Here is a 15,967-nt window from a genome sequence, read left to right on the forward strand (position 1 = left end):
CCGTCCCAGATGTCACAGAAGAAAGCCGCATCCATGTCTGCCCAGACCGGCACGCCCCGCATCCTGTATCAACTGGTCAGCCCGCTTCACCTGACGGCGGGTGAGGCCGAGATCGCCCGGCGATTGCGGATGTTGCAGGACTGGGCGCCTGCATCGGAAATCCTCATAGCATCGCCTGATGATGGTCCGCAGGCCGTGCAATCCGCTGCCGATGCGGCAATGGTCTTTCCCCATCTGCGCGATGCGGCCACGCGTTGGGCGGCATCCGGGCTGGATGCCGTGGTGATCGGCTGCTTCAGCGATCCCGGCGTCGAGGCGCTGGCCGAGATTTCCGGTCTGCCCATCATCGGTCCGGGCGAGGCTGGTATCCTTGCCGCGATGCTGAGCGGCGAGCGGTTCTCGGTCCTGTCTTCGGACCCCACGCCGCCGGGTTTGCGCCGCCGTATCCGAGGTATCGGGGCGGAACCGATGTTCGTGTCCGAGGCGCTGATCGGCGGTGCCGTCGGCGATCTTGTCCGCGAACCCGACCGTCACCTGTCCGGCATCATCGAACAAGGGCGAAATTGCCTTCGCCAGGGGGCGGGGGTGCTGGTCCTGGGCTGCCTTGCGCTTTCCTTCATGGAAGGTTTGCCCAAGCGGCTGTCCCAGGAATTGGGCGTGCCCGTGGTGAACCCCGTCATCGCCGGGTTGAAGGCGGCCGAGGCGGCAATTCTATACCGCGCCGGCCTGCGTGCGCGCCAAACCGACATTGCAGGAGTGACCGACACATGAAGGACGACAAGCCCGGCGCATTCGACGCCGACCACCACGGCGCGCTTTTGCGCGCGGCGGATTTCCATCGCCGCCGCCGCGTTGCGATCCCCGAGTTCCGTTATCCCGACGGCGTCAGGATCGCCGTGAACTTCACGCTGGATTTCGACGCCATGCTGCTGCGCAGGCTTCTGAACGAACCGTGGGGCCAGAAGGCAAAGGGCGAATTCGGTGGCCGGGTCGGCGTCTGGCGGATCCTGGACATGTTCGACGCCCAGGACGTCAAGGTGACGCTGTTCACGCCCGGCCGCATCTGCGAGCTTTATCCGCAGGCCCTGAAAAGGGCAGTTGCTGCCGGGCATGAACTGGCCGATCACATGTGGCAGCACGAAGTCCCCGAGGACCCCGTGATTGAAGACGCGCACCTGTCCCGCGCCATCGCCGCCCTGGAACGCTTTGCCGGACGAGCGATCACCGGCACCCGGTCCAGCCATACGCCCGCGCTCCTGCGCTCAAAGGGTATCGTCTACAACTCGTTCACCTCGGCGGGTTACATGCCGTTTTACGAACTGGACGAGGGGGGCGGCAATCCGATCCTGCAACTGCCGTTCCACTATGCGCTGGACGACGCGATGTATTTCAGCTTCGGCTGGCTGGACACGCCCAATGCCGCGCAGCGCATCATGGACGTGGACGAGGTCTTTGACATCTGGTGGTCCGCATTCGAGCAGCAATACAGGCAGGGCGGTTATGTCAACTTCCTGCTTCATCCCTTCGTTTCGGGCCATGCAATGCGCGTGGACATGATCGAGCGGCTGATCCAGCGAATGAAGACCTTGCCCGGAGTCTGGTTTCCGACCTGCGACATGCTGGCGCAGCATGTGCTGACCAACCATCCTTATCGGCCTGTGACGGAGTAAGCGGATGCCCTGGAAGGACAATTACACGACCTCCGACGAAATCGGCATCCGTGACGAAGATATCGTCTGGCCGCTGGGCCGCCAGATGGCATTGGCGCTGACCGTCAACCTCAACCCTGCCGCGACCGGCAAGGGGGTGCAGGCCGGGGACCTTGCCTATCCGGCCTGGCATTTCGGCCTGCACGAGGGGCTGGATGCGTTTCTGGGCCTGTTCGCCGCGCTGGGCATTCGCGCGACATTCGCCGTGCCGGCGCTTGTCGTCGAGGCGTTCCCCGACCGCATGAAGGCCATCCTCGACGGCGGGCACGAAATCGCCGCCCAAGGGCTTTACGGCGAAAGCGCGCTGCTGGTCGATCCCGCAACCGAGGCCTCGCATATGGACCGCGCCACCGAGATCATCGCGACCGCCCTTGGCTGTCAGCCCAAGGGGTGGTTCGCCTTGCCGCGCCCCGACGACCGTGCCGCGACCGGCAGCGTTTCGGACCATACCGCAAGGCTTCTGGAACAGCGCGCCTATCGCTATCTGGGCAATGGCCTGGCTGACGACGCGCCCTATTGGTGGGTGACGGATGCCGGCAAGGGCACGGCCTTGCTGACGCTGCCCTATTATTATCATTTCGACGACACGTTCTTTCTGATGTTCCCGCGCGAGGGCACGGGGCTGGAACGTCCGCAAGCCCTGCTGCGCGGTTGGCATGCCGAATTTCGCGCCCAGTATCGCCGCGGGCGCTATTTCAACATCTGCGTGTCGCCTGCGCGGTCGGGCTGGGGGCACAGGTTCGTCAACCTGTCCTCATTCCTGCGCGACGCGATGGCACACCCTGCCATCTGGGCTGCGACGGGCGCCGAGATCGCGGCGCATTGGCACGACGCATTTCCGGCATCGCGCAGGTTGAAACTGGAGCCGTCGATCTGGCGGGATTACGAGGACAGCCTGAGTTGAGCATGGACAGCGAAGACATCCTGCGCGGCCTTCTGGAATGGGTCGCGATCGAGACGCCTACGGGCCATGTCGAAAACATCGGCAAGCTTGTCGACCTGATCGCCCGGCAGTTGTTGCCCTTGGGCGCCAGCCTCGAACGGGTGCCGGGCCGCGATGGCATGGGCGATCACCTGATCGCGCGTTTCGCGGGTGGCAGCGGTCCGGGCGTGCTGGTCACAAGTCATATCGACACGGTTTGCGAGCCGGGCGCCGTCGCAATACGGCGCAAGGACGACCGCCAATATGGTCCAGGCATCGCCGACATGAAGGGCGGAGGGTTCCTGGCGCTTTGCGCGATGCGCAACATCACGGCAACCGGCGGGCGCCTGCCCGGTCCCGTGACGCTGATCTTCAACAGCGACGAGGAAATCGGTTCGCCCACGTCATCCAAGCTGATCCAGGCCGAGGCACGCCGCCACGGTGCCGCCCTGATCCCCGAGCCGGCACGTGGCGACGAGGTCATCACCTTTCGCAAGGGCCGCGCCAAGTATCGGTTGCAGATCACCGGGCGCGAGGCACATGCAGGTTCGGCCTTTGCCGATGGCCGGTCGGCGATCTCGGAACTGGGCCGGGTGATCGCACGGCTGGACGCGATGACCGATCTTGCGGGTGGAACGACGGTCAATGTCGGGCGCGTGCAGGGCGGGACCGAACCGAATGTCGTGGCCGGAAAGGCATCCTGCGAGGTGGATGTCCGCTTTGCCGACGACCGATTGGGACAAGAGGTCGAGCAGGCGATCCTGGCCATGTGCGCGGAAGGTGACGGCACGAGGATCGAGGTCAAGGGCGAAATCGAAAAGCCCTGCCTTGCCCGCACCGAAGCGACGCTGGCACTTTGCGAAGCCGCACGGCAGATCAACCAGGCCGCCGGATGGCCGCTGGCCGAGACGCGCTCGGGCGGGGGCAGCGACGGCAACTTCACCAGCACGGTCGGCGTGCCCACCTTGGATGGGCTGGGCGTGATCGGCAACGACTGGCATTCGCCGCAAGAACATATCCTTGTCGGTTGCCTTGCCCGGCGAGAGATGCTGCTTCGCCAGCTTATCCTGCGCTTTGCCGGAGAGCGGCCCCTGGGAAAAACGCCATGATTCCGAATTTCGGGATGACCCGATCCGATATCCGCGCCCGCCATGCGCTGCTGACAAGCGAAAGCCATGAATGGATCACCCAGCCGGGTTGGACGGGGGCCGAGTTCGCATGTCTCATCTCGCCCGATATGGGCGCGAAATTCGCGATGTCGCTGGTGCGCTGCGTGGACGATTGCATTGCCGTTCCCGCGGATGCCGGGGTTGCCCGGTTCCTGTTCTGCCTCGGCGGGACGGTGACGCTGCCCGACGGGACGAGGCTGGAACCCGAGGCATTTGCCTTCCTGCCCCCGGATACCGATAGCGGCTTGCGGATTGCCGGGGGCACGCGCCTTGTCCTGTTCGAGTGGCGTTTCCTGCCGCGAGGGCCGGTCCCCCCACGGGTGCTGGGCCGCGTCGATCCCGGCAAGGCCGTGCCGCTGCGGGGCGACGACTGGCTGATGGTGCAGAAGCTGCTGCCCACGGACGATTCCTTCGATGCCGAGTTCAACATCATGAGCTTTCGCCCCGGCGCCTCGCTGGCCTATGTCGAAACGCATTTCATGGAACACGGGCTGCTGATGCTGGACGGCGGAGGTGTCTACCGGCTGGACGACCGATGGTATCCCGTCGGTGCGGGGGACGCGATCTGGATGGGTCCGCATGTGCCGCAATGGTTCGGGGCATTGGGGCGCGATGGCGCCCGCTACCTGATCTACAAGAACTACAATCGGCCCCCGCTCGAGTGCAGATGAAGGCCCGATCAGCCGCCGCCATATTGCGCGAAAATCGACTTGATCGCCGCCGCGAAGGCGGTTGCCGAGGTGGTGGGCGCACGACCGACCAACCGGCAGCAGGTCAGCGGTTTGCGCACGAACACGGGGTCGTCGATTTCGACAAAGGCGATCTTTTCGCGCCGGGTCTGCAGGAACCGCCCGATCACCACGCTGACGCCCATTCCATCCTGCACCATCTGGCGCAGCAAGGTGAAGGAATTGGTGGTCATCACATTGCGGACGCTGACCTGCGAACGCACAAGCGCATCCTGCAACATCTGGTAGAGCGCCAGAGAAGCGTCGGGAAAGATGAAATCCTCGTCGGCAATGTCCTCCAGCCGGACCTTGCGCAGGCGGGCAAGGGGATGGGTCAGCGGCGTGATCAGGAAAGCACGGCGGTGCAGCGTGGCCAATGTCTCGATATCGGGCGAGGGCGGGAAATTGTAGCCAAGGCCGATATCTATATCCCCGTCGCGCATCCGTTCGAGCATGATGGGGGTATTCTCGACCAGGATCGTGAACTGAAGCTTGGGATGGTTGCGGTGCATGTTGTTCAGGATGCCGGGCAACAGGTCCGATGCCAGCACCTCGTTCACGCCAAGCCGCAGATGCCCCCGTTGCAACCCGCGCAACTCGTGCAGTTCATCCTGTGCGATGTTGAGTTCGTTCACGACCGAGGCGCAGCGGAACATCAGGATCTCGCCCGCCTCGGTCAATTCAAGCCCGCCGCGTCCCCGGTCGCGGCGAAACAGTTCCACGTCCAGGCTTTCTTCCAGATTCTTGATCTGCTTGCTGACGGCCGAGGGGGCGACATGCAGCCGGTCGGCGGCGGCCCGGAAGGAACCTTCACGGGCAACCTCGATGAAATGGCGAAGACCCGGAAGGCGGGCAAGGATCTTGCTGGATGCCAAGGAGAACCTCTTGGAGCCTGTATATGGGGATGAATCATAGATGACAGGTGCAGCCTTGCAAGACGGCGTTATCTTGGCCGAATTGGCCGATGTCCTTGGTTCGCATGCGGTTCTCGTGGATACGGCGGATCGCGAACGCTACCGATGCGATCAGTCCGGTCATGCCGCCGGAATGCCGATTGCGGTGCTTCGGCCCGCGACGACCGAAGCCGCAGCCCAGGCGGTGGCGCTCTGTGCGCAACACCGTGTCGCGATCGTGCCGCAGGGAGGACGCACGGGTCTGTCGGGTGGCGGTTCTGCAATCGACGGCTGCGTCATTCTCAGCCTTGAACGTCTTGTGGGGGTGGAAGAACTGGACGCCGCTACCATGACCATGACCGTTCGCGCCGGAACGCCCCTGGAACAGGTGCAGGAAGCCGCGCGCAGGCATGGGCTGGATTATCCGGTCGATATCGGCGCGCGCGGCACGGCAACCATCGGCGGAACGATCGCCACGAATGCCGGCGGCATCAGGGTGCTGCGCTTCGGCATGACGCGCCACCATGTCCTGGGACTCGAGGCCATCCTGCCTGACGGCTCGATCTTGTCACGCATGGGGCGAACCGCCAAGGACAATACGGGATACGACCTGAAACAGCTTCTCATCGGATCCGAGGGCACATTGGGCGTTATCTGCCGGGCGGTTTTACAATTGCGCCCGTGGCGCGCGAACAGCGCGCTTGCCCTGGTTGGGCTGCGCGATCATGCGGCGGCATTGAGATGCCTGACCTCGCTGCGGCAGCGTTTCGACACCCGGCTCATCGCTTTCGAAGGAATGTGGCCCGACTACTGGAAGCTGGTTTGCCACGATTCGGGCCTGGCCAAGCCGCCGTTTGCCGGGGGTCACGGGTTTCATGTGCTGTTCGAGGTCGAGTTGCCGGACAATGAAGGCCCTGGCGATGTCGAAGACTGGTTTGCCGAAGTGTCCGAAAACGACTTGGTGCAGGACGGTGTCCTTGCGCAGTCGCTGGCCGATCACGGCGCCTTGTGGCGCTTGCGCGAAGCCGTCGGAGAGATCGACGACGCGCTTGGGCCGCACATCAATTTCGACATCGGGATCGATCCGTCCCGCCTTGGCCGTTTCTGCGATCAGGCAGACCGTATGCTTGATGCGCTTCCTCAGGCAGGCCGCACTGTGAAGGTCGGCCACGTTGGCGATGGAAATGTGCATCTTCTCGTTGCCCATTCCGGCTTGTCGAAGGACGTCAAGATAGTCGAGCAGGCGATCTATGGCCTGGTCCAGGACTATCGGGGTGCCGTCACCGCCGAGCATGGCGTGGGACGGCTGAAGGCCGACTGGTTGCGCCATAGCCGCAGTGATACCGAGGTAGCGGTCATGGCAGCGGTCAAGTCAAGCCTCGACCCACATGGCATCATGAATCCCGGTTCCGTATTGCCTTGCGTTCATCGTGGCGCGGGCCACTTCGGATCAAAATGAAGGTGGCGTGCATGCAGAGACGACCTCGCAGACCGTGGTGCCGACATTGCGGAATCGATGGGGTTGGGAACTGTTGAAATAATACGCATCTCCATCGTGCAATATATGCACCTTATCCCCGACCGTCACTTCCAGTTTGCCGCTGATCACAACTCCGCATTCTTCGCCGTCATGGGATAATGCATGGCGGCCCGAGTCCGCGCCCGGCTGGTAAAACTCGTGCAGCATTTGAATGTCACGTTGTCCCCGCTGCGCGGCGATCAGAAGATACCTGATCCCAGGAGCCCCTATGTTGACATGTTCTTCCCGGCGGAACACATGGGTCTGGTTCGCCGAAAGCTCAAAGCTGAAGAAAGTGGCGAGATCCATCGGAATCCCGTCAAGGATCTTCTTGAGGACAGAGACGGAGGGCTGAATCGTATTCGATTCGATCTGCGAAACAGTCCCGCTGCCCACCCCGGCACGCCTTGCGAGTTCGCGTTGAGAAAGGCCGTTGGCCTTGCGAATCACGCGCAACCTCATCGCAACCAGTGGATCTTCGGTCTCTTGTATCTTTGACATTGCTTCGGTGCTTCATATTCGAAGCGGATTTTGGAATATTCAAGCAATTCCAGCAAGATGTTCTTTGGCCGAAATCGGAATTGCCGGGTCATGGGCAATCGTGCAGGATCTTGCCGATCCGGAGGCATTGCACTGCCGCTGGATGATCAGACGTCGTGAAAACATATCAGCATTCTTGGCAGCACCGAAGGAGCCAGGCCATGTCCCTTGAGCGCATTCGCAACGATCTTGGCGCGGTGGTTTCCGCGGACCGTGCGCATGTCTGGCATCATCTCAGCCAGCACAAGCAATATGAGACCACCGACCCGCGCGTTTTTGTCGAAGGCAAGGGGCTGCGGTTGTGGGACGCGGCCGGCAGGGAATACCTGGATGCCGTTTCGGGGGGCGTGTGGACGGTCAATGTCGGCTACGGCCGGACCAGCATCGCCGATGCGGTGCGCGACCAGTTGGTCAAGCTGAACTATTTCGCCGGGGCGGCGGGCAATATCCCCGCGGCGGTCTTTGCGCAGAAGCTGGTCGGGAAGATGCCGGGGATGAGCCGGGTCTATTACTCGAACTCGGGGTCCGAGGCGAATGAAAAGGCCTACAAGATGGTCCGCCAGATCGCCGCGCGCCATCACGGCGGGCGCAAGTGGAAGATCCTGTATCGCGAGCGCGACTATCACGGCACCACGCTTGGCACGCTGGCGACCTCGGGCCAGCCCGAGCGGGCGATGCAATACGGCCCCTTCCCCGACGGCTTCGTGATGGTGCCGCATTGCCTTGAATACCGCAGGCAATGGGACGTGGAAAACTATGGCACCCGTGCGGCGGATGCCATCGAAGAGGTCATCCTGCGCGAAGGCCCCGACAGCGTGGGCGCGATCATCCTGGAACCCGTGACCGCGGGCGGCGGGGTGATCACGCCCCCCGACGGCTACTGGCCGCGCGTGCAGGAGATCTGCCGCAAGCACGACATCCTGCTGATCCTGGACGAGGTGGTCTGCGGGCTTGGCCGCACCGGCGCCTGGTTCGGCTATCAGCAATACGGCATCCAGCCCGATATCGTGACGATGGCCAAGGGCGTGGCCTCGGGCTATGCGGCGATTTCCTGCACCGTCACGACCGAGCGGGTGTTCGAGATGTTCAAGGACGCGCCCGAGGACGGGCTGAGCTATTTCCGCGACATCTCGACCTATGGCGGCTGCACGGCGGGTCCGGTGGCGGCGCTGGAAAACATGCGCATCATCGAGGACGAGGGGCTGCTGGAGAACACCACCCGCATGGGCGAGCGCGTGCTGGCGAACCTGCGCGCGCTGATGGAGAAACACGCGGTGATCGGCGACGTGCGCGGCAAGGGGCTGTTCTGCGGGGCGGAACTGGTCGCGGATCGGGCAACCAGGGAACCGTTGGACGAAAAGCGCGTGCAGGCGGTCGTTGCCGATTGCGCGGCCAACGGCGTGCTGATCGGGGCCACCAACCGCTCGCTGCCGGGGCTGAACAACACGCTGTGCCTCTCGCCCGGCCTGATCGCTACGGCAGACGACATCGACACCATCACCAACGCAATCGACAGCGCGCTGACGCGCCTGGAAGGGTGATCGCAGCTTGCTTGGCCAGACAAGTCGGTTGATTGACTGCCATACGCTCTAGTAGCCACCGTTTTGTCAAGCATCTGGGTGAAGAGGTGATTTCCCGCGTCGGCGGCGTCAGGCCGCCGTTCGACGGGTTTCTGGATTCATGTGCTTCCAAAGCCCGTCTGCTGGGTATGATGGAACTTCTTGAAGCCGCCTGACGAAGCCGGGATGATGTGGGGTTCTGCCGCACAAATCGGTTGAGAGTATTCATCTTGAGAATTCAGCGTGGTAGCTGGTCCCCATGAGCAGACCCGCACCTCCGACCTACAGGACCCGGAACCGGGCCGCTTACAACGAGGCGCTGAAGCGCCGTGGCGCGCTGACGATCTGGTTCGATCCCGCCATGACCTGGGAAGCCGCCCCCACCGGCAAGCGCGGGCGCCAGCCAGCCTAGAGTGACCCGCAAGAACGCCAAACCCTGGAAGCCCGACACCGCCGGGGCAATCGCCCGCGACGATATCGCCCTTTCGATCCTGCTGCGGACAAGCGAAAACAGGCGATCTGGCATCGCCTTTTCCAGGAAATCTTCGGAACCGGCGCTTCCCGCGCATGCCGGGTGCGCAACCGCGGCGGGCGAAGCAGGGCGGTTTCATTCTTCGCGGTCTCAGCACAGGACAAAAATCGTTGACAGCTTCTGCCTATCTGATACCAGTGGTCGGACCACGGTTATATGACTGGACGGATCTGTGTCGATTCTTCGTGACAAGGCGGAAGGCAAGGGCGGCTATGAAAGCGTCGTGGCCTATCTGCGCGAGCAACTGCTGTCGGGCGAACTCAAGACCGGCGACTGCCTGTTGCCGGAAAGAGAGCTTTCGGCACGGCTGGGCGTCAGCCGCCAGGTCCTGCGCGAGGCCCTGCGCGCGCTGGCGATGATCGGCGCGGTCGAGATCCGTCATGGCGTCGGCACCATCGTCAGCCGCCCGAACGTCTCGACCCTTGGGGAATTCTTCACCTTCGCCCTGGCGCAGCAATCGCAGGTGATCGACGACATCATGGAGGCGCGGGTCGCCATCGAGCATCACGCCATCCGCCTGGCCTGCCGCCGGGCCGGGCAGGCCGATTTCGACCGCCTGGCCGAACGGCTATGCGATATCGTCGAAACGATCCGCGATCCCGAGGCCGGTGGCCGCGCCGATTTCCGCTTTCACGAGGCGCTGGTGCAGGCAGGAGGGTCGCCGACCCTCATCAGTCTCTACGCCTCGATTTCGTCGCTGATGATGCGCTCGCATCTCGACCGGCGCGAACAGATCATCCAGGTCGATGGGATCGAGGAATTCCTGATCGTCCACCACCGCAAGATATACGAGGCCATCGTCGCGCGCGACCTGGCCCAGGCGGACGAACTTCTGGCCCGACATTTCGAGATCGGCGCCGATTTCCGGCGCCGGGCCAGCTTTCGCAGCGCGGCCGCCGGTCTTGCCGCCTCGTCCGCGACAGTCATCACGCAAGGAGAACAGAATGCAGATCGTGATCGGTAGCGACCACGCCGGATATCACCTGAAGGAAGAGATCGCAGGCTTTCTGCGCGAATTGGGCCATGACCCGATCGATATCGGCAGCTTCGACCCCGATCCGGTGGATTTTCCGGACATCGCCCGCAGCCTCTGCGGCAAGATCCGCGAGGGCGAGGCCAAGCGCGGCCTGCTGATCTGCGGCACCGGCGTCGGCGCGGTCATCGCCGCCAACAAGATCAAGGGGATCCGGGCCGCCGTCTGCCATGACGTGCATTCTGCCCATCAGGGGGTCGAGCATGACGATGTGAACGTGATGTGCATCGGCGCGCAGATCGTCGGTCCCTGGCTGGCGCGCGATCTGGTGCAGTCGTTCCTGGATGCGCGTTTCGTGCAGGACGCGGATTTCGTCCGCCGCGTCGAGAAGCTTGCGCAACTGGAAGAAGAAAACTGACGGCAGGTGCGGCCGGGCCGGTCCCGGCCATCGCCGCAAGCCGAACTGGGAGGAGCCAGACGATGTCTGTTCAGATGGGGGGAAGCGTCGGCTTCCTTGGGCTGGGGGTCATGGGCCGCGAGATGGCCCGCAATCTGGCGGCGGCCGGTTTCGCGGTGCGCGCCTATGACGTCGTTCCCGCCGCAATCGAGGCGATGGCCGGAACCGGGGTCACGCCCGCCGCAAGCATCGCCGATGCCGCCGCAGGGGCCGATATCGTCATCTCGATGCTGCCCGACACCCCGCAGGTCCAGGACGTCGTGCGGGGCGAGGGCGGGCTGCTGGCCAACCCGCCGCAGGGCGGGCTTTATGTGGACATGAGCACCATCGCCCCCGGTGCGACCCGCGAACTGGCCGCCGAACTGGCGAAGGTGGGCGTTCGGATGCTGGATGCGCCGGTCTCGGGCGGTCCCGTCGGGGCAAGGGATGCGGCGCTGACCATCATGGCCGGCGGCGATCCTGTGGGCTTTGAACAGGCGCTGCCCTTCCTGCGGGGCATGGGCACGACGATCAACCATGTCGGCGCCTCGGGTGCGGGGCAGACGGTCAAGCTGTGCAATCAACTGATCTGCGGCATCAATCTTCAGGCCATCTGCGAGGCATTTGCGCTTGGCCGGGCCTGCGGTGTCGATCTTGCCCAGATGCGCGAGGTGCTGATGGGTGGCTCGGCCAATTCCTGGATGCTGGAAAGGCTGGGCCAGGCGATGATCGAGGGCGATACCTCGGCGGGTTTCCGCATCGACCTGATGATGAAGGACCTGCGGCTGGTTCTGGGCGAGGCGCAGCAAAAGCTGGTCCCGCTGCCCGCCACCGGCCTCGTCGCCTCGCAATATATCGACGCGCAGGCGCATGGAGAGGGCGCGAACGGCAACCAGGCCCTGTTCCGGGTCTATGACCGGATGACCGGGCGGCCCACCCGGCCCGATGCTGCGGCAGGCCCGGCATGATACTGGATTTCACGCCCATCCTTGCCCGCTGGCAGATGCTGATGGATGGCGCGTGGCTGACCATCCAACTGGCCGTGGCGACGACGCTGACGGGCTTTTTGCTGGGAACCCTTTGCGCCGTCGCGCGCCGGTCGCAGTTCCGGCTGGCCGCCGCCGTTGCGGGCACCTATGTCGAGGCGATCCGCAACACCCCCTTCCTCGTGCAGATCTTCCTTGTCTATTTCGGCCTGTCCAGCCTTGGCCTGTCCCTGTCGGCGGTCACCGTCGCGATCATCGCCCTGACGATCAACGTCGGCGCTTATACCGCCGAGATCATGCGGGCGGGGTTCGATTCGATCCACAAGGGCCAGTGGGAAGCTGCCGAAACCCTGGGCCTGAGCAAGGTCCAGCAATACTGGCACGTCGCGCTGCGCCCGGCGATGGAGCGGGTCTATCCCTCGCTGTCCAGCCAGTTCATCCTGCTGATGCTGGCGTCTTCCGTGACCTCGCAGATCTCGACCGAGGAACTGACCGCCGCCGCGAACTTCATCCAGTCGGCGACCTACCGCCCCTTCGAGACCTATCTGGTGATCGCGCTGATCTATGTGGCGCTGTCGCTGGCCATGCGCGTCGTGTTCTGGGCGATCAGCATGGTCATCTTTCCGCGCCGCCGCCGCCTTGGAACCAACCTGTAGGACCCGGACATGGATACGGCTCTCAATCCCAATCATATCAGGTTCCTGCTGGACGGCGCGCTGTGGACGCTGGTGCTGTCGCTGATGGCCTTCGTCGGGGGCGGCCTGGGCGGGTTTGCGGTCGCAATGGGACGGATCGCGCCCTCCCGGATCATCCGCATCGTGGTGACGGGCTATGTGCAACTGGTCCAGGGCACGCCCCTGCTGGTGATCATGTTCGTGACCTATTTCGGGCTGCCCACCCTGGGCTTTTCCATCTCGCCCATGTTCGCCGCGGGCCTGTCGATGACCATCTATGTCAGCGCCTATCTGGGCGAGATCTGGCGCGGCGCCATCGAATCCGTGCCGCGCGCCCAGTGGGAGGCCGCCGAATGCCTGGCGATGAGCCGGGCACAGCGGATGTTCAAGGTGATCCTGCCGCAGGCGATCCGCATCGCCACCCCGCCCACGGTCGGCTTCTCGGTCCAGATCATCAAGAACACCTCGCTTGCGTCGGTGGTGGGCTTTGTCGAACTGACCCGCGCGGGCCAACTGGTCAACAACTCGATCTTCGAGCCGTTCACGATCTATCTCATCGTGGCCGGTCTCTATTTCTGCCTGTGCTTTCCCGTTTCGCTGCTCAGCCGCCGGCTGGAGCGGACGGGCAGCGCCCGCGCAAGGAACCTCGAAGCCCTTTCCGCCTGAGTTTCAATTCGGAGCATCCCATGTCCATCGTCGTCCTCGACAATGTGAAAAAGAGTTTCGGCGCAGTCAAGGTTCTGCACGGCGTGTCCTTCTCGGTCGCGAAGGGGCAGGTCATGGCGCTGATCGGCGCCAGCGGCTCGGGCAAAAGCACCGCGCTGCGCTGCATCGACCGGCTGGAACAGATCGACAGCGGCCGGATCGAGGTCTGCGGCCATCAGGTCGCCGACCCCGGCCTGGACCTGCGCAAGCTGCGGCTGGATGTCGGCATGGTTTTTCAGAGCTACAACCTGTTTCCGCATCTGACGATCGAGCAGAACATCATGCTGGGTCCGGTCTCGGTCAAGCGCATCCCCCGCCCCGAGGCGAAGGGGATCGCCGCCGAAGTGCTGGCCAAGGTCGGGCTGGCCGACAAGGTCACCGCCTATCCCGAGCAGCTTTCGGGCGGCCAGCAGCAGCGCGCCGCCATCGCGCGTTCCTTGGCGATGCAGCCCAAGGTGATGCTGTTCGACGAGGTGACCTCGGCCCTCGATCCCAAGCTGACCGGCGAGGTGCTGCGCGTCATCGAGGAACTGGCCCGGACCGGCATGACCATGATCATGGTCACCCATGAGATGAACTTTGCCCGGCGCATCGCCGACAAGATCGTCTTCATGCACGAGGGCAAGGTGCATGAACAGGGCGGCCCCGAGATCCTGACCGCGCCCGCGACGCCTGAACTGCGCGATTTCGTTTCAAACGAGCTTTGAATGCCCGGATGGGATCACCCGAGGGCACAACGGAGGAGGAGAAGAACATGAAGACCATCAGGAAGATGCTGGCCGCCGGCGCGGTGATGGCCGCGCTTGCGCCCGGCCTGGCCGTCGCGGATCAATATGCCGACATCATGGCCGCCGGCAAGATCCGGGTCGCCACGGACCTGGCGATCCCGCCCTCGGGCATGCTGGACGCCGATCTTCAGCCGACCGGCTCGGACGTCGAAACGGCCCAGCTTCTGGCTGCGGACTGGGGGCTGGAACTGGAATTCGTCGAAACGACCGGCGCGACGCGGATCCCGAACCTGCAAACCAACAAGGCGGATATCGCCATCTCGACCCTTTCGGTCACGCCGGAACGCGCCGAGGTCATCGACTTCTCGAAACCCTATGCCGCGCTGCGTTCGGTCGTCGGCGCCCCTGCCGCCGCGGAAATTTCGGGTTGGGATGACGTTCAGGGCGTGGCGATCTCGGTCACGCGGGGCACGACGCAGGACACCCATCTGACGCCGCAGGCGGGCGAGCGCGGCTTCACCGTCACCCGCTATGACGACGATGCGACAATGGTCACCGCCGCCGTCAGCGGCCAGGCGCGGGCCGTCGCCACCTCGGAAACGCTGGTCAAGCAGATCGGCGAGCGCAATCCCCAACTGGCCTTCGAGCCGAAATTCACCATCGAGACCTTCGATCTTGCGATCGGGTTGCGCAAGAACGAACCGGAACTGAAGGCGAAACTGGATGAATGGGTCGAGACGAACCTGAAGAACGGCAAGCTGAACGAGATCTACGAGAAATATCACGGCACCCCGCTGCCCGAAGAGATGCTGCAATAACGGCAGCGCCGGGACCGGCTGGACAATCGGCGGCGGCGGATCCCCTGCCGCCGCCATTTCACGGGGCAGGGCTTTCGGATGATCATCGTATTCGGTTCCATCAATGTCGATCTGGTCGCGCGCGTCGCCGAAATCGCCCGGCCGGGCGAAACCGTGCTGGCGCCGGGCTATGATACCTTTTTCGGCGGCAAGGGGGCCAACCAGGCGGTGGCCGCCGCGCGCGCCTCGGATCGCGGCGTGATGATGGTGGGGGCGGTGGGCGACGATTCCTTCGGGCAGGGCTGTCTCGGCAACTTCGCCGCGCATGGTGTCGATACCGCCGCCGTCCATTGCGTGGATGCGCCGACCGGGCTGGCCTTCATCTCGGTCGATCGGGGCGGGGAAAACGCGATCACCGTCGCCAGCGGGGCAAATGGCCTGATCTCGGCGCAATGGCTGGACGGGCTGGTTATCGACGCCAGCACCATCTGCGTCATGCAGATGGAAGTCAGCCTTGCGGAAAACCTGTCCTGTGCCCGGCGGGTTCGGGCGGCGGGCGGCAAGGTGATCCTGAACTTCGCCCCCGCAGGTCCGGCCAATGATCCGCAGGGGGTGGACGAGTTGTTGCAACTGATCGACATTCTGGTGGTGAACGAGCCGGAATCGGAAGCGATTGGCCGTCACGTTCTGCCCGATTCGGGAACGCCGGCCGAAATGGCGCGCAGGATCGGGTGCGACCTGATCCTGACGCGGGGTGCGTCAGGGGTCGATCTGCATGGGGCGGACGGCAGCTTTCTGCATGAAGGCGCCCCGCCCATCGCGGTCATCGACACGACCGGCGCCGGGGACACCTTTGTCGGCGCCCTTGCCGCTGCGCTGGATGGGGCGGCGTCTCTGCCACAGGCCGTTGCGACGGCAACCCGGGCAGCCTCGCAGGCCTGCACCTGGAACGGCGCGCAACCCGCCCCGAACCGCGGCAGGCAACCGGATCCGTGATGCGCGCCATGCTATTCGCCGTCGGGTTGGTCGAGAGTTGGGCAGCGCGCCATCTCAAGCGGCGCGCGTCCTGCGCGAGGTTGGGTTAAGGACATGTCGCC

17 protein-coding genes and 1 pseudogene are annotated in these 15,967 nt (G+C 64.1%); 16 read left to right on the forward strand and 2 right to left on the reverse strand.

What is annotated here, in order from left to right:
- Positions 1 to 33 precede the first annotated feature (33 nt).
- The 5 genes from Q0O97_RS01215 to allE are packed head-to-tail and all read left to right on the forward strand — an operon-like array spanning position 34 to position 4,471.
- On the forward strand, positions 34 to 771 hold the full coding sequence (locus Q0O97_RS01215) for an aspartate/glutamate racemase family protein (RefSeq protein ID WP_294923636.1): 738 nt from the start codon (positions 34 to 36) through the stop codon (positions 769 to 771).
- Positions 768 to 1,670 carry a polysaccharide deacetylase family protein gene (locus tag Q0O97_RS01220; RefSeq protein WP_294923639.1) on the forward strand — a complete coding sequence of 301 codons (903 nt, stop codon included), beginning with the start codon at positions 768 to 770 and terminating at the stop codon, positions 1,668 to 1,670. The genes Q0O97_RS01215 and Q0O97_RS01220 overlap by 4 nt, the downstream gene beginning before the upstream one ends.
- A 4-nt stretch (positions 1,671 to 1,674) precedes the next feature.
- Positions 1,675 to 2,613, forward strand: coding sequence for a polysaccharide deacetylase family protein (locus Q0O97_RS01225; protein ID WP_294923642.1), 939 nt, complete (start codon positions 1,675 to 1,677; stop codon positions 2,611 to 2,613).
- A 2-nt stretch (positions 2,614 to 2,615) separates the two neighbouring features.
- Positions 2,616 to 3,740, forward strand: a complete 1,125-nt coding sequence (locus Q0O97_RS01230; protein WP_294923645.1) for a M20 family metallopeptidase — start codon at positions 2,616 to 2,618, stop codon at positions 3,738 to 3,740.
- Positions 3,737 to 4,471: a (S)-ureidoglycine aminohydrolase gene (gene allE, locus Q0O97_RS01235; RefSeq protein ID WP_294923648.1), complete on the forward strand. Its 735-nt coding sequence runs from the start codon at positions 3,737 to 3,739 to the stop codon at positions 4,469 to 4,471. Before Q0O97_RS01230 ends, allE begins: the two co-directional genes overlap by 4 nt.
- Before the next feature lie 8 nt (positions 4,472 to 4,479).
- Here allE and Q0O97_RS01240 read toward each other — a convergent pair whose 3' ends face one another.
- Complete coding sequence (locus Q0O97_RS01240; RefSeq protein ID WP_294923651.1) at positions 4,480 to 5,403, reverse strand: LysR family transcriptional regulator; 924 nt, start codon at positions 5,401 to 5,403, stop codon at positions 4,480 to 4,482.
- A gap of 40 nt (positions 5,404 to 5,443) precedes the next feature.
- Here Q0O97_RS01240 and Q0O97_RS01245 point away from each other — a divergent pair, with 40 nt between their 5' ends.
- Positions 5,444 to 6,880, forward strand: a complete 1,437-nt coding sequence (locus tag Q0O97_RS01245) for an FAD-binding oxidoreductase (RefSeq protein WP_294923655.1) — start codon at positions 5,444 to 5,446, stop codon at positions 6,878 to 6,880.
- On the opposite strand, the gene Q0O97_RS01250 is transcribed toward Q0O97_RS01245, so the two are convergent.
- On the reverse strand, positions 6,872 to 7,441 hold the full coding sequence (locus Q0O97_RS01250; RefSeq protein WP_294923657.1) for a cupin domain-containing protein: 570 nt from the start codon (positions 7,439 to 7,441) through the stop codon (positions 6,872 to 6,874). The two genes, Q0O97_RS01245 and Q0O97_RS01250, sit on opposite strands and share 9 nt — an antisense overlap.
- 200 nt (positions 7,442 to 7,641) lie before the next feature.
- On the opposite strand from Q0O97_RS01250, the gene tpa reads away from it, so the two are divergent.
- From tpa to Q0O97_RS01300, 10 genes and pseudogenes are all read left to right on the forward strand, one after another.
- Complete coding sequence (gene tpa, locus Q0O97_RS01255) at positions 7,642 to 9,021, forward strand: hypotaurine--pyruvate aminotransferase Tpa (protein WP_294923660.1); 1,380 nt, start codon at positions 7,642 to 7,644, stop codon at positions 9,019 to 9,021.
- Between the two features lie 277 nt (positions 9,022 to 9,298).
- Positions 9,299 to 9,448, forward strand: a pseudogene (locus tag Q0O97_RS01260) (IS5/IS1182 family transposase); the annotation flags it as partial.
- Between the two features lie 295 nt (positions 9,449 to 9,743).
- Entirely contained in the window at positions 9,744 to 10,535 is a 792-nt protein-coding gene (locus tag Q0O97_RS01265) for a FadR/GntR family transcriptional regulator (protein WP_294923663.1), read from the forward strand.
- Positions 10,516 to 10,962, forward strand: a complete 447-nt coding sequence (gene rpiB / locus Q0O97_RS01270) for a ribose 5-phosphate isomerase B (protein ID WP_294923666.1) — start codon at positions 10,516 to 10,518, stop codon at positions 10,960 to 10,962. Before Q0O97_RS01265 ends, rpiB begins: the two co-directional genes overlap by 20 nt.
- A gap of 62 nt (positions 10,963 to 11,024) precedes the next feature.
- Positions 11,025 to 11,948 carry an NAD(P)-dependent oxidoreductase gene (locus Q0O97_RS01275; RefSeq protein WP_294923669.1) on the forward strand — a complete coding sequence of 308 codons (924 nt, stop codon included), beginning with the start codon at positions 11,025 to 11,027 and terminating at the stop codon, positions 11,946 to 11,948.
- Positions 11,945 to 12,622 (forward strand): amino acid ABC transporter permease, encoded by a 678-nt coding sequence (locus tag Q0O97_RS01280; protein WP_294923671.1) that lies wholly within the window; start codon positions 11,945 to 11,947, stop codon positions 12,620 to 12,622. Before Q0O97_RS01275 ends, Q0O97_RS01280 begins: the two co-directional genes overlap by 4 nt.
- 9 nt (positions 12,623 to 12,631) lie before the next feature.
- Positions 12,632 to 13,306, forward strand: coding sequence for an amino acid ABC transporter permease (locus Q0O97_RS01285; protein WP_294923674.1), 675 nt, complete (start codon positions 12,632 to 12,634; stop codon positions 13,304 to 13,306).
- Between the two features lie 20 nt (positions 13,307 to 13,326).
- Positions 13,327 to 14,052, forward strand: coding sequence for an amino acid ABC transporter ATP-binding protein (locus tag Q0O97_RS01290; protein WP_294923677.1), 726 nt, complete (start codon positions 13,327 to 13,329; stop codon positions 14,050 to 14,052).
- A gap of 47 nt (positions 14,053 to 14,099) precedes the next feature.
- The gene (locus Q0O97_RS01295; RefSeq protein WP_294923680.1) at positions 14,100 to 14,891 is read left to right on the forward strand and encodes a transporter substrate-binding domain-containing protein; all 792 of its coding nucleotides are present in this window, start codon (positions 14,100 to 14,102) and stop codon (positions 14,889 to 14,891) included.
- A 78-nt stretch (positions 14,892 to 14,969) separates the two neighbouring features.
- Positions 14,970 to 15,866, forward strand: coding sequence for a ribokinase (locus Q0O97_RS01300; RefSeq protein ID WP_294923683.1), 897 nt, complete (start codon positions 14,970 to 14,972; stop codon positions 15,864 to 15,866).
- Positions 15,867 to 15,967 lie beyond the last annotated feature (101 nt).

The sequence above is a fragment of the uncultured Paracoccus sp. genome, from assembly GCF_945915435.1.
Classification (GTDB): Bacteria; Pseudomonadota; Alphaproteobacteria; order Rhodobacterales; family Rhodobacteraceae; genus Paracoccus.

Coding starts and splice junctions, on each gene's coding strand:
- Q0O97_RS01245 (WP_294923655.1), top strand. CDS start 5,444: ATGACAGGTGCAGCCTTGCAAGACGGCGTTATCTTGGCCGAATTGGCC.
- allE (WP_294923648.1), top strand. CDS start 3,737: ATGATTCCGAATTTCGGGATGACCCGATCCGATATCCGCGCCCGCCAT.
- Q0O97_RS01250 (WP_294923657.1), bottom strand. CDS start 7,441: ATGTCAAAGATACAAGAGACCGAAGATCCACTGGTTGCGATGAGGTTG.
- Q0O97_RS01285 (WP_294923674.1), top strand. CDS start 12,632: ATGGATACGGCTCTCAATCCCAATCATATCAGGTTCCTGCTGGACGGC.
- tpa (WP_294923660.1), top strand. CDS start 7,642: ATGTCCCTTGAGCGCATTCGCAACGATCTTGGCGCGGTGGTTTCCGCG.
- Q0O97_RS01230 (WP_294923645.1), top strand. CDS start 2,616: ATGGACAGCGAAGACATCCTGCGCGGCCTTCTGGAATGGGTCGCGATC.
- rpiB (WP_294923666.1), top strand. CDS start 10,516: ATGCAGATCGTGATCGGTAGCGACCACGCCGGATATCACCTGAAGGAA.
- Q0O97_RS01225 (WP_294923642.1), top strand. CDS start 1,675: ATGCCCTGGAAGGACAATTACACGACCTCCGACGAAATCGGCATCCGT.
- Q0O97_RS01280 (WP_294923671.1), top strand. CDS start 11,945: ATGATACTGGATTTCACGCCCATCCTTGCCCGCTGGCAGATGCTGATG.
- Q0O97_RS01290 (WP_294923677.1), top strand. CDS start 13,327: ATGTCCATCGTCGTCCTCGACAATGTGAAAAAGAGTTTCGGCGCAGTC.
- Q0O97_RS01295 (WP_294923680.1), top strand. CDS start 14,100: ATGAAGACCATCAGGAAGATGCTGGCCGCCGGCGCGGTGATGGCCGCG.
- Q0O97_RS01215 (WP_294923636.1), top strand. CDS start 34: ATGTCTGCCCAGACCGGCACGCCCCGCATCCTGTATCAACTGGTCAGC.
- Q0O97_RS01300 (WP_294923683.1), top strand. CDS start 14,970: ATGATCATCGTATTCGGTTCCATCAATGTCGATCTGGTCGCGCGCGTC.
- Q0O97_RS01275 (WP_294923669.1), top strand. CDS start 11,025: ATGTCTGTTCAGATGGGGGGAAGCGTCGGCTTCCTTGGGCTGGGGGTC.
- Q0O97_RS01220 (WP_294923639.1), top strand. CDS start 768: ATGAAGGACGACAAGCCCGGCGCATTCGACGCCGACCACCACGGCGCG.